This window comes from Streptococcus sp. sy010 (genome assembly GCF_007859175.1).
In the GTDB taxonomy this organism is placed as follows: domain Bacteria; phylum Bacillota; class Bacilli; order Lactobacillales; family Streptococcaceae; genus Streptococcus.
Genome location: NZ_VOHO01000004.1, coordinates 97,047 through 112,510 on the forward strand (window position 1 = coordinate 97,047; position 15,464 = coordinate 112,510).

The 15,464-nt window shown below is 39.2% G+C and carries 14 protein-coding genes and 1 tRNA gene; 13 read left to right on the plus strand and 2 right to left on the minus strand.

Annotated elements, in window-relative coordinates:
- Positions 1–4 precede the first annotated feature (4 nt).
- The 9 genes from FRX51_RS04720 (at position 5) to FRX51_RS04760 (ending at position 8,695) form a co-directional block, all read left to right on the plus strand.
- Positions 5–802 carry a phosphatidate cytidylyltransferase gene (locus FRX51_RS04720; protein ID WP_146496307.1) on the plus strand — a complete coding sequence of 266 codons (798 nt, stop codon included), beginning with the start codon at positions 5–7 and terminating at the stop codon, positions 800–802.
- 21 nt (positions 803–823) lie between these two features.
- Complete coding sequence (rseP, locus tag FRX51_RS04725) at positions 824–2,089, plus strand: RIP metalloprotease RseP (protein ID WP_146496309.1); 1,266 nt, start codon at positions 824–826, stop codon at positions 2,087–2,089.
- Between the two features lie 15 nt (positions 2,090–2,104).
- On the plus strand, positions 2,105–3,964 hold the full coding sequence (locus FRX51_RS04730; protein ID WP_186627131.1) for a proline--tRNA ligase: 1,860 nt from the start codon (positions 2,105–2,107) through the stop codon (positions 3,962–3,964).
- 108 nt (positions 3,965–4,072) lie between these two features.
- Positions 4,073–4,158, plus strand: a tRNA-Leu gene (locus FRX51_RS04735).
- 136 nt (positions 4,159–4,294) lie between these two features.
- Positions 4,295–5,176, plus strand: coding sequence for a class II fructose-bisphosphate aldolase (locus FRX51_RS04740; protein WP_146496311.1), 882 nt, complete (start codon positions 4,295–4,297; stop codon positions 5,174–5,176).
- A gap of 164 nt (positions 5,177–5,340) precedes the next feature.
- A complete protein-coding gene (rpmB, locus tag FRX51_RS04745) occupies positions 5,341–5,529 on the plus strand; it encodes a 50S ribosomal protein L28 (RefSeq protein ID WP_135029489.1) in 189 nt (62 codons plus the stop codon).
- 142 nt (positions 5,530–5,671) lie between these two features.
- The gene (locus FRX51_RS04750; protein ID WP_146461261.1) at positions 5,672–6,034 is read left to right on the plus strand and encodes an Asp23/Gls24 family envelope stress response protein; all 363 of its coding nucleotides are present in this window, start codon (positions 5,672–5,674) and stop codon (positions 6,032–6,034) included.
- A gap of 1 nt (position 6,035) precedes the next feature.
- Positions 6,036–7,700 carry a DAK2 domain-containing protein gene (locus tag FRX51_RS04755; RefSeq protein ID WP_146496313.1) on the plus strand — a complete coding sequence of 555 codons (1,665 nt, stop codon included), beginning with the start codon at positions 6,036–6,038 and terminating at the stop codon, positions 7,698–7,700.
- A gap of 95 nt (positions 7,701–7,795) precedes the next feature.
- Entirely contained in the window at positions 7,796–8,695 is a 900-nt protein-coding gene (locus FRX51_RS04760) for an SPFH domain-containing protein (protein WP_146496315.1), read from the plus strand.
- Between the two features lie 31 nt (positions 8,696–8,726).
- On the opposite strand, the gene FRX51_RS04765 is transcribed toward FRX51_RS04760, so the two are convergent.
- Both FRX51_RS04765 and FRX51_RS04770 read right to left on the minus strand, forming a co-directional pair.
- The gene (locus tag FRX51_RS04765) at positions 8,727–9,467 is read right to left on the minus strand and encodes an amino acid ABC transporter ATP-binding protein (protein ID WP_146461255.1); all 741 of its coding nucleotides are present in this window, start codon (positions 9,465–9,467) and stop codon (positions 8,727–8,729) included.
- Positions 9,467–11,020 carry an ABC transporter substrate-binding protein/permease gene (locus FRX51_RS04770; protein WP_146496317.1) on the minus strand — a complete coding sequence of 518 codons (1,554 nt, stop codon included), beginning with the start codon at positions 11,018–11,020 and terminating at the stop codon, positions 9,467–9,469. Before FRX51_RS04770 ends, FRX51_RS04765 begins: the two co-directional genes overlap by 1 nt.
- A gap of 155 nt (positions 11,021–11,175) precedes the next feature.
- Between FRX51_RS04770 and FRX51_RS04775 the strand changes: the two genes are divergently transcribed.
- From FRX51_RS04775 to FRX51_RS04790, 4 genes are all read left to right on the plus strand, one after another.
- The gene (locus tag FRX51_RS04775) at positions 11,176–12,018 is read left to right on the plus strand and encodes an undecaprenyl-diphosphate phosphatase (protein ID WP_146496319.1); all 843 of its coding nucleotides are present in this window, start codon (positions 11,176–11,178) and stop codon (positions 12,016–12,018) included.
- A 129-nt stretch (positions 12,019–12,147) separates the two neighbouring features.
- Positions 12,148–13,374, plus strand: a complete 1,227-nt coding sequence (locus tag FRX51_RS04780; protein WP_146496321.1) for an MFS transporter — start codon at positions 12,148–12,150, stop codon at positions 13,372–13,374.
- A 162-nt stretch (positions 13,375–13,536) separates the two neighbouring features.
- On the plus strand, positions 13,537–14,292 hold the full coding sequence (gene mecA / locus FRX51_RS04785; RefSeq protein ID WP_146496323.1) for an adaptor protein MecA: 756 nt from the start codon (positions 13,537–13,539) through the stop codon (positions 14,290–14,292).
- Between the two features lie 3 nt (positions 14,293–14,295).
- Complete coding sequence (locus tag FRX51_RS04790; RefSeq protein ID WP_146496326.1) at positions 14,296–15,456, plus strand: glycosyltransferase family 4 protein; 1,161 nt, start codon at positions 14,296–14,298, stop codon at positions 15,454–15,456.
- Positions 15,457–15,464 lie beyond the last annotated feature (8 nt).

The following is a 15,464-nucleotide window of genomic DNA, read 5'->3' on the forward strand; positions in this document are numbered from 1 at the left end:
AGTCATGAATCGTGAACGTTTAATTTATGGTGGTATTGTTGGAGCAGTTTTTTTGTTCTTTCTATTGATAGGAGGCGTGTTTTTTCAACTATTTGTAGGTGGTTTGGCTATACTTGCTGTCGTTGAACTATTGCGAATGAAAAAATTAGAAGTTTTTTCACTAGAAGGCATGTTGACCATGTTAGCGACTTTTGTCTTGACGGTTCCGCTACAAAATTATTTTCCATCTTTACCGATGGACGCTAGTCTGGCAGCCTATGCTATTGTCGTGTTCTTGTTGTTATCAGGGACAGTATTTAATGCTAGCCAGTATAATTTTGATGATGTTTGTTTCCCTATTGCCGTCAGTTTTTATGTCGGCATTGGGTTTCAAAATTTAATCGCTGGTCAGATGGCAGGCTTAAATAAGATACTTTTGGCGATTTTCATTGTTTGGGCAACGGATATTGGTGCCTATGCTATCGGTCGTCGTTTTGGTCGCCATCAATTATTACCACAAGTATCACCTAATAAGACAATTGAAGGAAGCTTGGGTGGTATTGCGTCTGCTCTGTTTATAGCTATTCTTTTCATGTTGATTGATAAGTCAGTGTATGCGCCACGTCATTTTTTGACCATGTTGATTTTAGTTGTTATTTTTAGTGTTTTTGCTCAATTTGGTGATTTAGTTGAAAGTGCCATTAAGCGTCATTTTGGCGTTAAAGATTCAGGTGATATTATCCCTGGTCATGGAGGGATTTTAGATCGCTTTGACAGTATGATTTTTGTGCTTCCGATTATGGACTTTTTCGGCTTATTTTAAGAGTAAGAGAGGAAGTTGATAATGTTTGGAATTTTAACATTTATTCTTATTTTTGGTGTGATTGTTACCGTTCATGAGTATGGCCATTTTTACTTTGCTAAAAAAGCGGGCATCTTGGTACGAGAGTTTGCCATTGGTATGGGACCTAAGATTTTTGCTCATCGAGGACAAGATGGTACACTTTATACCATTCGTCTGCTGCCTTTGGGAGGCTATGTGCGAATGGCAGGTTGGGGAGATGACAAGACTGAAATCAAAACCGGTAGTCCTGCCAGCTTGACGCTTAATCAAGCTGGAAAGGTTACTCGTATCAATTTATCTCAGAAACAATTAGATGTAAATAGCCTTCCTATGTCTGTTTTATCTTACGATTTAGAAGATAAGCTTCAAATCACAGGTCTGGTTTTAGATGAAACAAAGACGTTTACCGTTGATCATGACGCCACTATTGTTGAGGCTGATGGCACAGAATTGCGAATTGCTCCCAAGGATGTTCAATATCAAAATGCCACAGTGGCAGGTAAGTTGATGACAAACTTTGCTGGCCCAATGAATAATTTTATCTTGGGAACTGTGCTTTTTATGGTTTTGGTTTTTTTACAAGGTGGTGTTGCTGACTATTCTACCAATAAAATGGAAATCAATTCTCAAGGTGCCTTGGCAGCAGCAGGTGTTAAGACAGGCGATCAAATTTTAGCTGTCGGAGATTATCAAGTTACCAATTGGGAAGATTTAATAAAAGCTATGGATCAGACGACTGCTAACTTGACAGAAGGACAAGCCATTCCTGTTCGTGTCAAATCTGGTCAGACAGAAAAAACACTAGATGTCGTTCCCAAAAAAATCAGTGATACTTATGTGATTGGGGTTTCTCCTGGTCTCAAACGAGGCCTTTGGGACAAAATTTTCGGTGGCTTAAAAAGTTCAGTACTAGCAGCAGTGAGAATAGTTGACGCACTTAGAAATCTGATTTTACGTCCCAATCTGGATAGTTTGGGCGGTCCAGTAGCCATGTATCAAATCAGTAATCAAGTTGCTAATCAAGGCTTGAATCGTGTGATTGAATTGATGGCATTTTTATCAATCAATATAGGTATCTTTAATTTAGTGCCAATTCCAGTTCTTGATGGTGGAAAAATTGTTATCAACTTATTAGAAGGAATTCGTCGTAAACCACTGAAACAAGAAACAGAGAGTTATCTGACTCTGGCTGGTGTGGTCTTTATGATTTTACTCATGCTGGCTGTAACATGGAATGATATCATGCGAACATTTTTTAATCAATAGAAGAAGGAAAAAGTTATGAAACAAAGTAAAATGCTTATCCCAACGTTAAGGGAGATGCCAAGTGATGCTCAAGTAATCAGTCATGCCTTGATGGTGCGTGCCGGCTATGTTCGTCAAGTATCAGCAGGGATTTACGCTTACTTGCCCCTAGCTAGTCGTACCTTGGAGAAGTTCAAGACGATTATGCGAGAAGAGTTTGATAAAATTGGTGCGGTTGAGATGGAAGCTCCAGCTCTTTTGACGGCAGATTTGTGGCGTGAAAGTGGTCGTTATGACACCTATGGTGCCGACCTTTATCGTTTGAAAAATCGTGATCAGTCTGATTTTATCCTTGGACCAACCCATGAAGAAACCTTGACCATGTTGGTTCGTGATTCGGTTAAATCTTATAAACAGTTACCACTTAACCTTTATCAAATCCAATCTAAATACCGTGATGAAAAACGTCCTCGTAATGGTTTATTGCGTACGCGTGAATTTATCATGAAAGATGGTTATAGCTTCCACCAAGATTATGATAGTCTTGATGTGACTTATGAAGATTACCGCAAGGCTTATGAAGCAATTTATACCCGTGCTGGTCTTGATTTCAAGGCGATTATCGGAGATGGCGGAGCGATGGGTGGTAAAGATAGCCAAGAATTTATGGCGATTACACCAGACCGTACAGATCTAGACCACTGGTTAGTTTTAGATAAATCAATTGCTTCGCTTGATGAAATTCCAGCTGATGTGCTTGATGAAATTAAGAAAGAATTAACCTCTTGGGTAGTATCAGGTGAAGATACGATTGCCTACTCAAGTGAGTCAGATTATGCAGCGAATCTTGAAATGGCGACAGATGCCTTTACGCCATCAACTAAGGTGGTAGCTCAAGACGAGATGGCTAAGGTGGAAACACCAGATTGCAAGACCATTGATGACGTGGCTGCCTTTTTACAAGTTGCCGAAGAACAAACTATCAAAACCCTTCTCTTTATGGCTGACGGTCAACCTGTCGTGGCGCTCTTGGTAGGTAATGACCAAGTCAATGATGTGAAATTAAAAAATCATTTGGCAGCAGATTTTCTTGAACCAGCTAGTGTAGAACAAGCTCAAGAGGTCTTTGGTGCAAGTTTTGGTTCACTTGGTCCAGTTGGTTTGGCTGAAGATGTTCGTATCGTTGCTGATCGTAAAGTTCAATATTGTTATAATGCCGTGGTTGGTGCCAATCAAGACGGTTATCATTTGACAGGTGTTAACCCAGAACGTGATTTCAAGGCAGAATACGTGGATATTCGTGAAGTTCGTGAGGGTGAATTGTCACCAGATGGAAAAGGCACACTCAAGTTTGCTCGTGGTATTGAGATTGGTCACATTTTCAAACTCGGAACACGCTATTCAGCTAGCATGGGTGCGAATATCCTTGATGAAAATGGTCGCAGTGTTCCAATGATTATGGGGTGCTATGGTATCGGTGTTAGCCGTATCTTGTCTGCTGTTATCGAGCAACATGCCCGCTTATTTGTCAGCAAGACACCAAAAGGTGATTTCAAATACGCTTGGGGAATCAACTTCCCTAAAGAATTGGCACCGTTTGACGTGCATTTGATTACGGTTAACGTTAAAGATGATGAAGCACAAGCTCTGACAGATAATTTAGAGAAACAGTTGATGTCAGCAGGTTATGATGTCTTGACAGACGATCGTAATGAACGTGTAGGCTCTAAGTTCTCAGATAGTGATTTGATTGGTTTGCCAATCCGTGTTACTGTTGGTAAGAAAGCAGCCGAAGGCATTGTGGAAGTCAAAATCAAAGAAACAGGTGATAGTATTGAAGTTCATCAAGAAAACCTACTTGAAACCTTGAAGATTTTGACAGAAGAAAAAGCATAAGCTAACTAAATAACTCACTTGATTATTGATCAAGTGGGTTTCTTTTTAGAAAATATAAAAACCTATTGACAGAATTTGGGGAGTGTGGTAAAATAGTCTTTGTTGTTAGCGGGGATGGCGGAATTGGCAGACGCGCAGGACTAAGGATCCTGTGACCGCTTTAGGTCGTGTGGGTTCAAGTCCCACTCTCCGCAAAGTAAAGGCTGAGGTAACTCAGTCTTTTTTATGTTTTCAGTAAAAATATCGGTAAAGACTAGAATTTCTCAAAAAAATGTGATAAAATTAACGTTGTAATGGGGAAACCCAAAATATTAGAGGAGGCCTAATTAAATGGCAATCGTTTCAGCAGAAAAATTTGTCCAAGCAGCCCGTGACAACGGTTATGCTGTTGGTGGATTTAACACAAACAACCTTGAGTGGACGCAAGCAATCTTGCGTGCAGCAGAGGCTAAAAAAGCTCCAGTTCTTATCCAAACATCTATGGGTGCTGCTAAGTACATGGGTGGTTACAAATTGGCTAAAGTGATGATTGAAACTCTTGTAGAATCAATGGGAATCACTGTACCAGTTGCAATCCATCTTGACCATGGTCACTACGAAGATGCACTTGAGTGTATTGAAGTGGGTTACACGTCAATCATGTTTGATGGTTCACATCTTCCAATCGAAGAAAACCTTGAAAAAGCTCGTGAAGTAGTAGCTTTGGCACATGCTAAAGGTGTATCAGTTGAGGCTGAAGTTGGAACTATCGGTGGTGAAGAAGACGGTATCGTTGGTAAAGGTGAATTGGCACCAATCGAAGATGCAAAAGCTATGGTTGAAGCAGGTGTTGACTTCTTGGCTGCAGGTATCGGTAATATCCACGGTCCATATCCAGAAAACTGGGAAGGTCTTGACCTTGAGCACTTGAAGAAATTGACAGAAGCTCTTCCAGGTTTCCCAATCGTTCTTCATGGCGGTTCTGGTATTCCAGATGAGCAAATCCAAGAAGCTATCCGTCTTGGTGTTGCAAAAGTTAACGTGAACACTGAAGGACAAATTGCCTTCTCAAACGCAACTCGTCAATTTGCAGCTGACTACAATGCTAATGCAGCAGACTACGACGCTAAAAAATTGTTTGACCCACGTAAATTCTTGGCACCAGGTATCAAGGCTGTTCAAGATGCTATCGAAGATCGTATTGAAGTATTCGGTTCAACAAATAAAGCTTAATTAAGACAAGAAATAAAGACTTATTCTTTAGAATAAGTCTTTTTTCGTTGTAAAAGCAGGAAAAATAGAAGATTTACTTGCCAAAGTACATAAGGTGTGCTATACTATCTAGGTATGTGGTGCTAGCACATCCCTTATATTTGATCAAATTAGGAGGAAAAACCATGGCTAAAGTATGTTATTTTACTGGTCGTAAGACTGTTTCAGGAAACAACCGTTCACATGCGATGAACCAAACTAAGCGTGCCGTAAAACCAAACCTTCAAAAAGTTACTGTACTGATTGATGGTAAACCAAAAAAAGTTTGGGTTTCAGCTCGTGCTCTTAAATCTGGTAAAGTAGAACGCGTTTAATAAGCAAAGGCTAGGAAATATCTTAGCTTTTTCTTTTGTCATCGACTACTTTTATAACGATAGTGATTTGTATGAGCTCCTTTTTTACAAGTCCTTGATAATATGGTAAAATGAAGTAATAAAAAGATTTGAGGTAGAAAGTATGACTGTAAAAATCAATACCAAAGATGGTCAAATTGAACTATTAGATGAAGTCATTGCAACAGTTGTTGGAGCATCTGCAACTGAGATTTTTGGCGTTGTTGGTATGGCTAGCAAAAGCACTTTGAAAGACAATTTTCAAGCACTTCTACGCAAGGAAAACTATAGTAAAGGTGTCGTTGTTACCTCAACTGAGGCAGGTATCACAGTGGATGTTTACACCATTATGAGCTACGGTGTTAAGATTAGTGAAGTGTCTAAAAATATTCAAGAACGTGTAAAATTTAACCTTGAGCATCAGCTAGGAATCTCGGCTGACGTTGTCAATGTTTATGTTCAAGGCATTAAGGTTGTGGGAGAGTAAGATGTCAACGATTACAACAAGTTTATTACAAGAAATGGTACAAGCGGCAGCTACCCGTCTAAGCAAGCAATCTGAGTATGTTAATTCTTTAAATGTCTTTCCCGTTCCAGATGGCGATACTGGAACTAACATGAGCATGACCATGGATAACGGTGCCAAGGAAGTGTCTAATAAACCAGCTACAACAGTTGGTCAGGTTGGTCAGATTCTATCAAAAGGTTTGCTGATGGGAGCGCGTGGTAATTCCGGTGTAATCACATCTCAGCTATTCCGTGGTTTTGGTCAAGCGATTAAAGACAAGGAAGAATTAAACGGTAAAGATTTAGCTCAAGCTTTTCAATCAGGAGTTGAAGTTGCCTATAAGGCAGTGATGAAACCTGTTGAAGGAACCATTCTAACAGTTTCTCGTGGAGCAGCTGTAGGGGCAATGAAAAAAGCAGAAAGTACAGATGATGCGATTGAGGTCATGCGTGCAGCGCTTGACGGTGCTAAAATTGCTTTGGCTAAAACACCAGACCTCTTGCCTGTTCTTAAAGAGGTCGGCGTGGTTGACTCGGGTGGTCAAGGCTTGGTATTTATCTACGAAGGTTTTTTGTCTGCCTTAACAGGTGAATACTTGGTTTCAGAAGATTTCCAAGCAACTCCAGCAACTATGTCTGAGATGATCAACGCAACTCATCATCAATCTGTTGCTGGTCATGTGGCTACTGAAGAGATTACTTTTGGTTACTGTACAGAGATAATGGTTGCCCTAGGCCAAGGCCCAACCTATGCTAAAGAATTTAATTATGAGGAATTTCAAGGTTATTTGAGTGGTTTGGGTGATTCTCTTTTAGTTGTCAACGATGATGAGATTGTCAAAGTCCACGTTCATACTGAAGATCCAGGACTGGTGATGCAAGAAGGCTTGAAATATGGCTCTTTGGTTAAGGTCAAGGTTGACAATATGCGTGAGCAACATGAGGCTCAAATAGAAAAAGAAACGCAACAACTCCCTGTTCAAGAGGTTAAAGATTATGGTTTAATCGCAGTCGTAGCAGGTGATGGTCTAGCTGATATTTTCAAATCTCAAGGTGTTGATTACATCATCTCAGGTGGTCAAACCATGAACCCATCAACAGAAGATATTGTTACAGCCATTGAAGCAGTTAATGCTAAGCAAGTCATTATCTTGCCAAATAATAAAAATATCTTTATGGCAGCTCAGTCAGCAGCCGATGTTGTTGATTTGCCAGTTGCAGTCGTTGAAACGAAAACGGTCGTACAAGGTTTTACTAGTTTATTAGCCTTTAATCCAACACAGTCTTTAGAAGATAATGTTAAAGCTATGACGGACAGTCTTGCAGACGTGGTCAGTGGTAGCATGACCTTGGCAGTTCGTGACACAACCATTGATGGATTGGAAATTCATGAAAATGATGTCTTGGGTATGGTTGACGGTAAAATCGTTGTATCAATGCCAGATATGGCTCAGGCCTTGCGTGCAACCTTGGATAAGATGATTGATGAAGATAGTGAAATTGTAACGCTCTACGTTGGTCAAGATGGTCAAGAAGAGCTTGCTCAGGAGTTGACAGATTATCTTGAAGAAACTTATGAAGATCTTGAAGTTGAAGTTTATCAAGGAGATCAACCAGTTTATCCTTATCTCATGAGTGTTGAATAATGAAAAAGATTGAGACAAACTTGTCTCAATCTTTTTATATTTTTATTTGCTAATTACTTAATTAAGGAGTATGATAAGAAAAAGGAGGTTTTGCTATGTTCTTGTTAAATTTTCTAGTACCTACGATACTAATTTTTGTCGTTCTTAGTATTTTATTGAGTTGTTTGTATGTGGTACGTCAACAGACAGTTGCTATTGTTGAACGTTTTGGTAAATATCAAACAACACAACAAAGTGGCATTCATTTTCGTATGCCTTTTGGCATTGATCGGATTGCTGCTCGAGTTCAATTACGTTTACTTCAAACAGAACTTGTCGTTGAAACCAAGACCAAAGATAATGTGTTTGTAACGCTAAATATCGCAACCCAGTATCGTGTCAACGAAGCAAATGTGACAGATGCCTACTACAAATTGATGCGTCCAGAAGATCAGATTAGATCTTATATCGAAGACGCTCTTCGTTCATCTGTGCCTAAATTAACCTTGGATGAATTATTTGAGAAAAAAGATGAAATTGCTCTGGAAGTCCAACATCAAGTGGCTGAAGAAATGACCACTTATGGTTATATCATTGTTAAGACCTTGATCACCAAGGTTGAACCTGATGCTGAAGTCAAGCAGTCAATGAATGAAATCAATGCAGCTCAACGTAAGCGTGTCGCCGCTCAAGAATTAGCTAATGCGGACAAGATTAAAATTGTCACTGCAGCCGAGGCAGAGGCTGAAAAAGATCGCTTACACGGGGTCGGTATTGCCCAACAACGTAAGGCGATAGTGGATGGTTTGGCTGACTCCATTAAGGAACTCAAAGATGCCAATATTAGTCTAGATGAAGAGCAAATCATGTCTATTCTCTTGACCAATCAATACTTGGATACTCTCAATACCTTTGCCAGCAAGGGTAATCAAACGATTTTCCTACCTAACACACCAGATGGTGTAGCCGATATTCGCACACAAGTTCTTTCAGCTTTGAAAGCCAATCAGAAATAACAAAAACCAAGTCAAACGACTTGGTTTTTTATTAACGTAAGAAACGTTGCAAGAATTCTTTGGTACGTTCTTCTTGTGGGTTTTCAAAAATTTGTTCAGGGGTTCCTTGTTCTGCAATAACCCCTTTATCCATGAAAATAACACGGTCAGAAACGTCACGAGCAAATTCCATTTCATGAGTCACGATAATCATGGTCAAACCTGATTTTGCTAAATCTTGCATGGTTTTAAGCACTTCGCCAACCATTTCCGGATCAAGTGCAGAAGTAGGCTCATCAAAGAGGATAGCTTCTGGATCAACAGATAGAGCACGTGCAATTGCCACACGTTGTTTTTGTCCACCTGATAGTTGGCTTGGTTTTGCTTTCCAATATTGTTGTCCAAGACCAACTTTTTCAAGATTAGCTTTGGCAATTTTTTCTGCTTCAGTTCGGTCACGTTTGAGAACTGTTGTTTGAGCTACAACGGCATTATCTAAAACGTTTAAATTGTTAAAGAGATTAAAGGATTGGAATACCATACCGAGTTTCTCACGATAAGTCGTTAAGTCATAGCCCTTAGCCAGAACGTCTTGACCATGATAGAGAATCTGTCCTTCTGTTGGAGTTTCTAAAAGGTTAATGGAACGTAGAAAGGTTGATTTTCCAGATCCTGAACTACCGATGATAGAGATGACCTCGCCTTTTTTGACTTCTAGGGAGATGTCTTTAAGGACTAAGTTTTGGCCATACGATTTTTTCAAATGTTTGATTTCTAAAATGGTATTGGTCATTAGAGCACCTCCGTTTGCATTTGGTTAGCACCTGTTGTGTAATGATCCGTATCCATGCGGCGTTCAATGTAACGTAGGATACGAGTGACAGTGAAGGTCAAAACGAAGTAGATAATCGCAATGATGGTAAAGGTTTGGAAATATTGATAAGTTTGCGTTGCAACCGTATTTCCAGAGAAGTAAAGTTCAACAACGGAAATCACATTCAAAACAGAAGTATCCTTGATGTTGATGACAAACTCATTACCAGTTGCAGGTAAGATATTACGAATAACTTGTGGTAAGACAACTTTTTTCATGGTTTGTGAATGTGTCATACCAAGGGCAGTTGCCGCTTCAAATTGTCCCTTATCCACAGCAAAGATACCACCACGAACGATTTCACTCATATAAGCACCTGTATTGATAGAAACAATAAAGATAGCAGCAAGTGTACGGTCAATCGAAATGCCAAAGGCTTGAGCTGTTCCGTAGTAGATAATCATGGCTTGAACGATCATTGGTGTGCCACGGAAAACTTCAATGTAGATATTGATTAACCAGCCAATGACCTGTTGAATAAGAGCAAGTCCTTTATTGGCAGCTTTTGGAGCAGTACGAAAGACACCAATCAAAAGACCAATCATGGTACCAATAACCGTACCCAAGATAGAAATCAAGAGTGTGATACCTGTTCCACGTAGGAATTGCTGCCAGTTTTTTGTCCAAATAGACCAAACTTGGTTGATAAAGCTCGTTTCTTCGGCACTTTCTTCGACAGGTTGTTTAGCAATCATGTTATCCATTAGTGTTAGACGATCTTGATCTGAAATGGTAGCAAGGAGGTCATTGACTTTTCCTAGGCGATTATCATCTTTACGCATACCGACTGCAATACTGGCATCGGCTTCAGACACTTCAAAGCCAGTTTGAAGGTTAATCATTTTGAATTTGTCGTTGGCCATTTCAGCAGACAGGGCTTCTGGTCGTTCAGACACATACCCATCAATTACTCCAGAAAGAAGGGCTTGACGCATTTGAGAGAAATCTCCCATAGCAGTTTGTTGATTGACTTCTTCGATTTGTGAAATAATACCATACAAGAACGTTCCTTGTTGGGCAGTAATTTTAGCTCCTGCAAAGTCTGCTAGGTTTTTAGCATTGGCATAATCACCGTCTTTATTGACAACGACAACAGGTGAACCAGTGTAGTAGCTGTCTGAGAAGGCAATTTCTTGCTTACGTTCATCAGTAGGACTCATACCAGCCACAATCATGTCGATTTTACCAGAAGTTAGGGCAGGGATTAAACCAGTCCAAGATGTCTTGACTACCAAGAGTTCTTTTCCTAAACTATCTGCAATCTTCTTAGCAATTTGGACATCATATCCGTTGGCATACTGGTTGGTTCCCTCGATAGGGACGGCCCCATTTTCATCAGTTTCTTGAGTCCAGTTAAAAGGTGCATAAGCAGCTTCCATTCCGACTCTGAGAAATTCATCTGCTTGTGCAGGGGTCCAACTTGTAAAGAGGAAAAAGACCGCTGTAAGACAAGCAAGGAGTACTTTTCTCATATTTAATCTCCTATCTATTATAAAATTATAACTATTTTACAAGAAAAGTTAGAAAATTTCAATACTCCGAGCCAAAAGGTAACGCTTCCATCCGAAAAATCACTAGATTTATGGTACAATGAAAAAAGAGTTTTAATAAAATAGAGGAGTTTATCATGTTTGAACTATTGAAGGCCATATTTTTTGGAATTGTTGAGGGGATTACCGAGTGGCTGCCGATTTCTAGTACAGGTCATTTGATTTTGGTACAAGAATTTATCAATTTCAAGGGTCAGAGTCAAGAGTTTATGGATGTTTTTAATGTCGTCATCCAGTTGGGTGCTATCATGGCAGTTGTGGTCATCTACTTTGACCGTCTAAATCCGTTTCGCTCAGGTAAGACAGAGCAAGAAGTTAAGCAGACTTGGCAATTATGGTTAAAGGTGATCTTGGCTTGTTTACCCGTCATTGTCATGGCTATGTTGTTTGATGATTGGTTTGAGGCTAAGTTTTATAATTTCTTTAGTGTGGCTTTGATGTTGATCATTTATGGAGTGGCATTTATCTGGATTGAAAATCGTCAAGCCAATCGTCAGCCAGAGATTACTGATTTGGCGAGCATGCCTTATGTGACAGCGATGCAAGTTGGCTTGTTTCAAATTCTCAGCTTAATGCCAGGAACTAGCCGTTCAGGTTCAACCATCATCGGTGGGATGTTGATGGGGACTAGTCGTTCAGTGGTGACAGAGTTTACCTTTTTCCTAGGTATTCCAATCATGTTTGGGGCGAGTGCTTGGAAACTTTTGAAGTTTTTCCTGGGTGGTAGTTTATTGACCTTGGAACAGGTCTGCCTTATTTTAGTTGGAATGTTAACTGCTTTTGTGGTCAGTCTATTTGTGATTCGTTTCTTGACAGGCTTTGTCAAACGCCATAATTTCAAGGGCTTTGGTTATTACCGTATCGCCTTGGGGATTTTACTGTTGATGTACTATGTCATCAAAGTATTATTATTTGCTTAGATTTATCGAATAAAAAGGAGAGGGCAAGCTCTCCTTTTTAGTTGCAGTAAATGACAGATAAATTGATAAGTAAAACAAAATTTGTTATCATTATAATATTCAGAAAAAATAGATTGCAAAGAGAAAATAATGAAACAATATGGTTTATTAGTAAAAGAAAAAAACTTTTTAGTCTTTATCTCAGCGATCAGTCTAATCTACCTAGCACAATCCATTGTAGATGTCGCAATCATTTGGTTGGTTTATGAAAAAACGCAGCAACCCTTATTTATTGCCTTATCAGTGTTTATCACACAAGTACCGTCCTTGATTTCTGCTCCATTTTTAGGAGGGGTGATGGATAAGATAGCAGTGTCTAAAGCCATATCATTGGCTAGCTTGGTGAAGGCTTTTGTCTTTATCGTTTTATGTTTACTGTCAACTCATATCAATAACCTTGTGCTGATAGTCCTTGCTCTCTTGCTAATACTAAATAGTGCTGTCAGTCCCTTGATTTCGGCAGGCAGTATTGCAATCGTTAAGGATCTTTTAGATGACGAGCAATTTCATACTGCCAATGCTCTGGTCAATATTTCATTTGATGTGTGTTATTTGCTAGGGGCTTTTCTTTCAGGGTTGATTATTGCTCAGTTTAATCATCAGCTTATTTTTCTTTGCTCAGCTCTGTTATTCTTTTTGGCAACACTGTTGTTGTCTTTGATTCCATCACAAAGGCATCAGAAGCAGGAAGAAGACAACGGAAAGAAAAGGCCACTTCTTCAAGCTCTTCAATATCTGACATCAATTCCTAAGTTATTGTCACTAGTTTGTTTAACGTCCTTATGGAATCTACTGATATGGGGAGCCTTTCCCATCGTTTTTCCGATTTTCGTAAAGACGATTTTGCAAGAAGGTGCAGCAACTTATGGCTTAATCAATGGAGTGCAATCGTTTGGTATCATTATTGGTTCTTTGATTGTAGGTGGTATCCCCAAGCATAAGAATAGCTTTCATTTAACCTTCTTATTTTTGATGGCTCATTGTGTCCTTATTGCGATTTTTTCCTTACAAAACAATGTGCTATCGTCGATGATTTTGCTGATTGTAGCAGGAGTCATCTCATCTCCTGTTATGATTTATAAATCAACCTTTTTTCAAGAAACAATTCCAGATCAACTAAAAGGGAGAATTTTTAGTATCATTGGTTTGTTGGGTACAGTGACTTATCCGATTGGTAACTTTTTGACGGCCTTGCTACTCAATGGTATTTCTGCTGAAAATGTGGGTATCTTGCTCTTTACTTATGCAATTATTCTATTACTACTTTCGGTTGCCTTATTTGCTGTATTTTATCGTAAAGCTAATCATGAAACCTAAGAAAATAGCACTGTTTGAGTGCTATTTTTGCCTTGGTGGATAATTCAGAAAACATGTAAGCAACAGGAACAATAAATAACAAGACAGACTAGAGTAAAAATTGTATTTTTTTGGCTTTTTCGATATAATGATAAGAATGATGACTCGTATGAGGTAAATAAAATGGAAATGAAACAAATTAGCGAAACAACGCTAAAAATCACAGTTAGTCTAGATGATTTAGAGCTTTATGGCATGGAGTTGAAAGATTTTCTTGTTCCCAAGGAAAAAACAGAAGAATTTTTCTATACCATGCTAGATGAGGTGGATTTGCCTGACAACTTCAAAAATAGTGGTATGTTGAGTTTTCGTGTGACGCCGCGTAAGGATCGCATTGATGTCTTTGTGACCAAGTCCGAGTTGAAAGAGGATTTGGATTTTGAAGATTTGGCAAACTTGGATGATATTTCTCAGATGGATCCCGAAGAATTTTTCAAATCAATTGAGAAAAATCTCATGAAAAAAGGAGATACCAAGGCCCACGAGATGCTCAAGCAGGTTGAAGATATGGTGGATGGCATGTTAACAAAATCAGATAGCCAAGAAGATGTGGCATCGGATCATGCGATAGATAAAGATGTTGTGGAACAGTATGTTCACTATGTTTTTCGTTTTGACGATGTTAAAGAGGTGGTCGATTTTGCAACGGCAGTGACCTATGATTTAGAAGCGTCAGAACTGTATAAAGAAGACAAAACTTATTACCTGACAATCTTACTAGACTTGGAGAATAAACCGAGCTACTATGCAAATCTAATGTATGCTCGTATGTTGGAGCATGCACAAGTCAGCCTAAGAACTAGGGCTTATTTGCAGGAGCATGCGACCTTACTCCTATCTTACCATGCAGTTGATGAGTTAAAACAATTAGGAGAATAAAAAATGGTACCTTTTACCATTGAATACGTCATGATTTTAATTGGGACTTTTCTGCTCTCCCTCATTCTGACACCAATTGTCAGATTTATAGCCTTTAGGGTGGGAGCTGTCGATCAGCCCAATGCTCGCCGCATCAATCAAGTCCCAATGCCAAGTAGCGGTGGTCTAGCAATCATTTTGTCTTTTCTACTAACTAGCTTGATTATTATGCCGTTTATTGTGCGGTCACTTTTGTCAACCCAATCCTATTTTGATTATATTTTACCAGTGGTAGTAGCTGGTCTTATAGTTGGTATCACTGGCTTTATTGATGATATTTATGAATTATCTCCTAAATTTAAGATGTTAGGGATTATTCTAGCAGCCATCGTGGTTTGGTATTTTACAGACTTTCGTTTTGATAGTTTTAAGATTCCCTTTGGGGGAGCTTTGATTTCATTTGGTCCTGTGCTGACTTGTTTGTTGACGGTTTTGTGGATTATTTCCATAACCAATGCAGTCAATTTGATTGATGGTTTAGATGGTCTAGTTTCTGGGGTATCTATTGTTAGCCTGGGTACTATGGGTTTGGTTTCTTATTTTTTCTTACCCAAGTCAGATCTTTATCTAACCATGACCATTTTTGTTCTGCTGGCAGCCATTTTGGGCTTTTTCCCTTATAATTACCATCCAGCCATTATCTATCTCGGAGATACAGGAGCCCTGTTTATTGGCTTTATGATTGGTGTCCTATCTTTACAAGGGTTGAAAAATGCCACAGCTGTGGCAGTAGTGACGCCAGTGATTATCCTAGGTGTACCGATTATGGATACGGTGGTGGCGATTATTCGTCGGAAATTATCAGGTCAAAAAATAACGCAGCCAGATAAACGCCATCTACATCATCGCTTGTTAGCGATGGGCTTTACTCATCGTGGAGCAGTTTTTGTGGTCTATGGGATTGCGATTCTCTTTTCTTTAACCTCTCTTCTCTTAAATGTATCCAGTCGTCTAGGTGGAATTTTGTTGATAATCGGATTAACCTTTGGTCTGGAAATTTTTATTGAGGGTTTGGGCATTTGGGGTATGAATAAAACGCCACTATTTAATCTTTTGAAATTCATTGGTAATAGTGATTTTCGTCAGACTACACTGCTGAAATGGCAAGAAAAATCAAAGAAGTAGCAAGCTCT

Bases quoted from the DNA above. Each gene is read 5' to 3' on its own strand.
- FRX51_RS04720 (WP_146496307.1), top strand. From the start codon at position 5: ATGAATCGTGAACGTTTAATTTATGGTGGTATTGTTGGAGCAGTTTTT.
- rseP (WP_146496309.1), top strand. From the start codon at position 824: ATGTTTGGAATTTTAACATTTATTCTTATTTTTGGTGTGATTGTTACC.
- FRX51_RS04730 (WP_186627131.1), top strand. From the start codon at position 2,105: ATGAAACAAAGTAAAATGCTTATCCCAACGTTAAGGGAGATGCCAAGT.
- FRX51_RS04740 (WP_146496311.1), top strand. From the start codon at position 4,295: ATGGCAATCGTTTCAGCAGAAAAATTTGTCCAAGCAGCCCGTGACAAC.
- rpmB (WP_135029489.1), top strand. From the start codon at position 5,341: ATGGCTAAAGTATGTTATTTTACTGGTCGTAAGACTGTTTCAGGAAAC.
- FRX51_RS04750 (WP_146461261.1), top strand. From the start codon at position 5,672: ATGACTGTAAAAATCAATACCAAAGATGGTCAAATTGAACTATTAGAT.
- FRX51_RS04755 (WP_146496313.1), top strand. From the start codon at position 6,036: ATGTCAACGATTACAACAAGTTTATTACAAGAAATGGTACAAGCGGCA.
- FRX51_RS04760 (WP_146496315.1), top strand. From the start codon at position 7,796: ATGTTCTTGTTAAATTTTCTAGTACCTACGATACTAATTTTTGTCGTT.
- FRX51_RS04765 (WP_146461255.1), bottom strand. From the start codon at position 9,467: ATGACCAATACCATTTTAGAAATCAAACATTTGAAAAAATCGTATGGC.
- FRX51_RS04770 (WP_146496317.1), bottom strand. From the start codon at position 11,020: ATGAGAAAAGTACTCCTTGCTTGTCTTACAGCGGTCTTTTTCCTCTTT.
- FRX51_RS04775 (WP_146496319.1), top strand. From the start codon at position 11,176: ATGTTTGAACTATTGAAGGCCATATTTTTTGGAATTGTTGAGGGGATT.
- FRX51_RS04780 (WP_146496321.1), top strand. From the start codon at position 12,148: ATGAAACAATATGGTTTATTAGTAAAAGAAAAAAACTTTTTAGTCTTT.
- mecA (WP_146496323.1), top strand. From the start codon at position 13,537: ATGGAAATGAAACAAATTAGCGAAACAACGCTAAAAATCACAGTTAGT.
- FRX51_RS04790 (WP_146496326.1), top strand. From the start codon at position 14,296: ATGGTACCTTTTACCATTGAATACGTCATGATTTTAATTGGGACTTTT.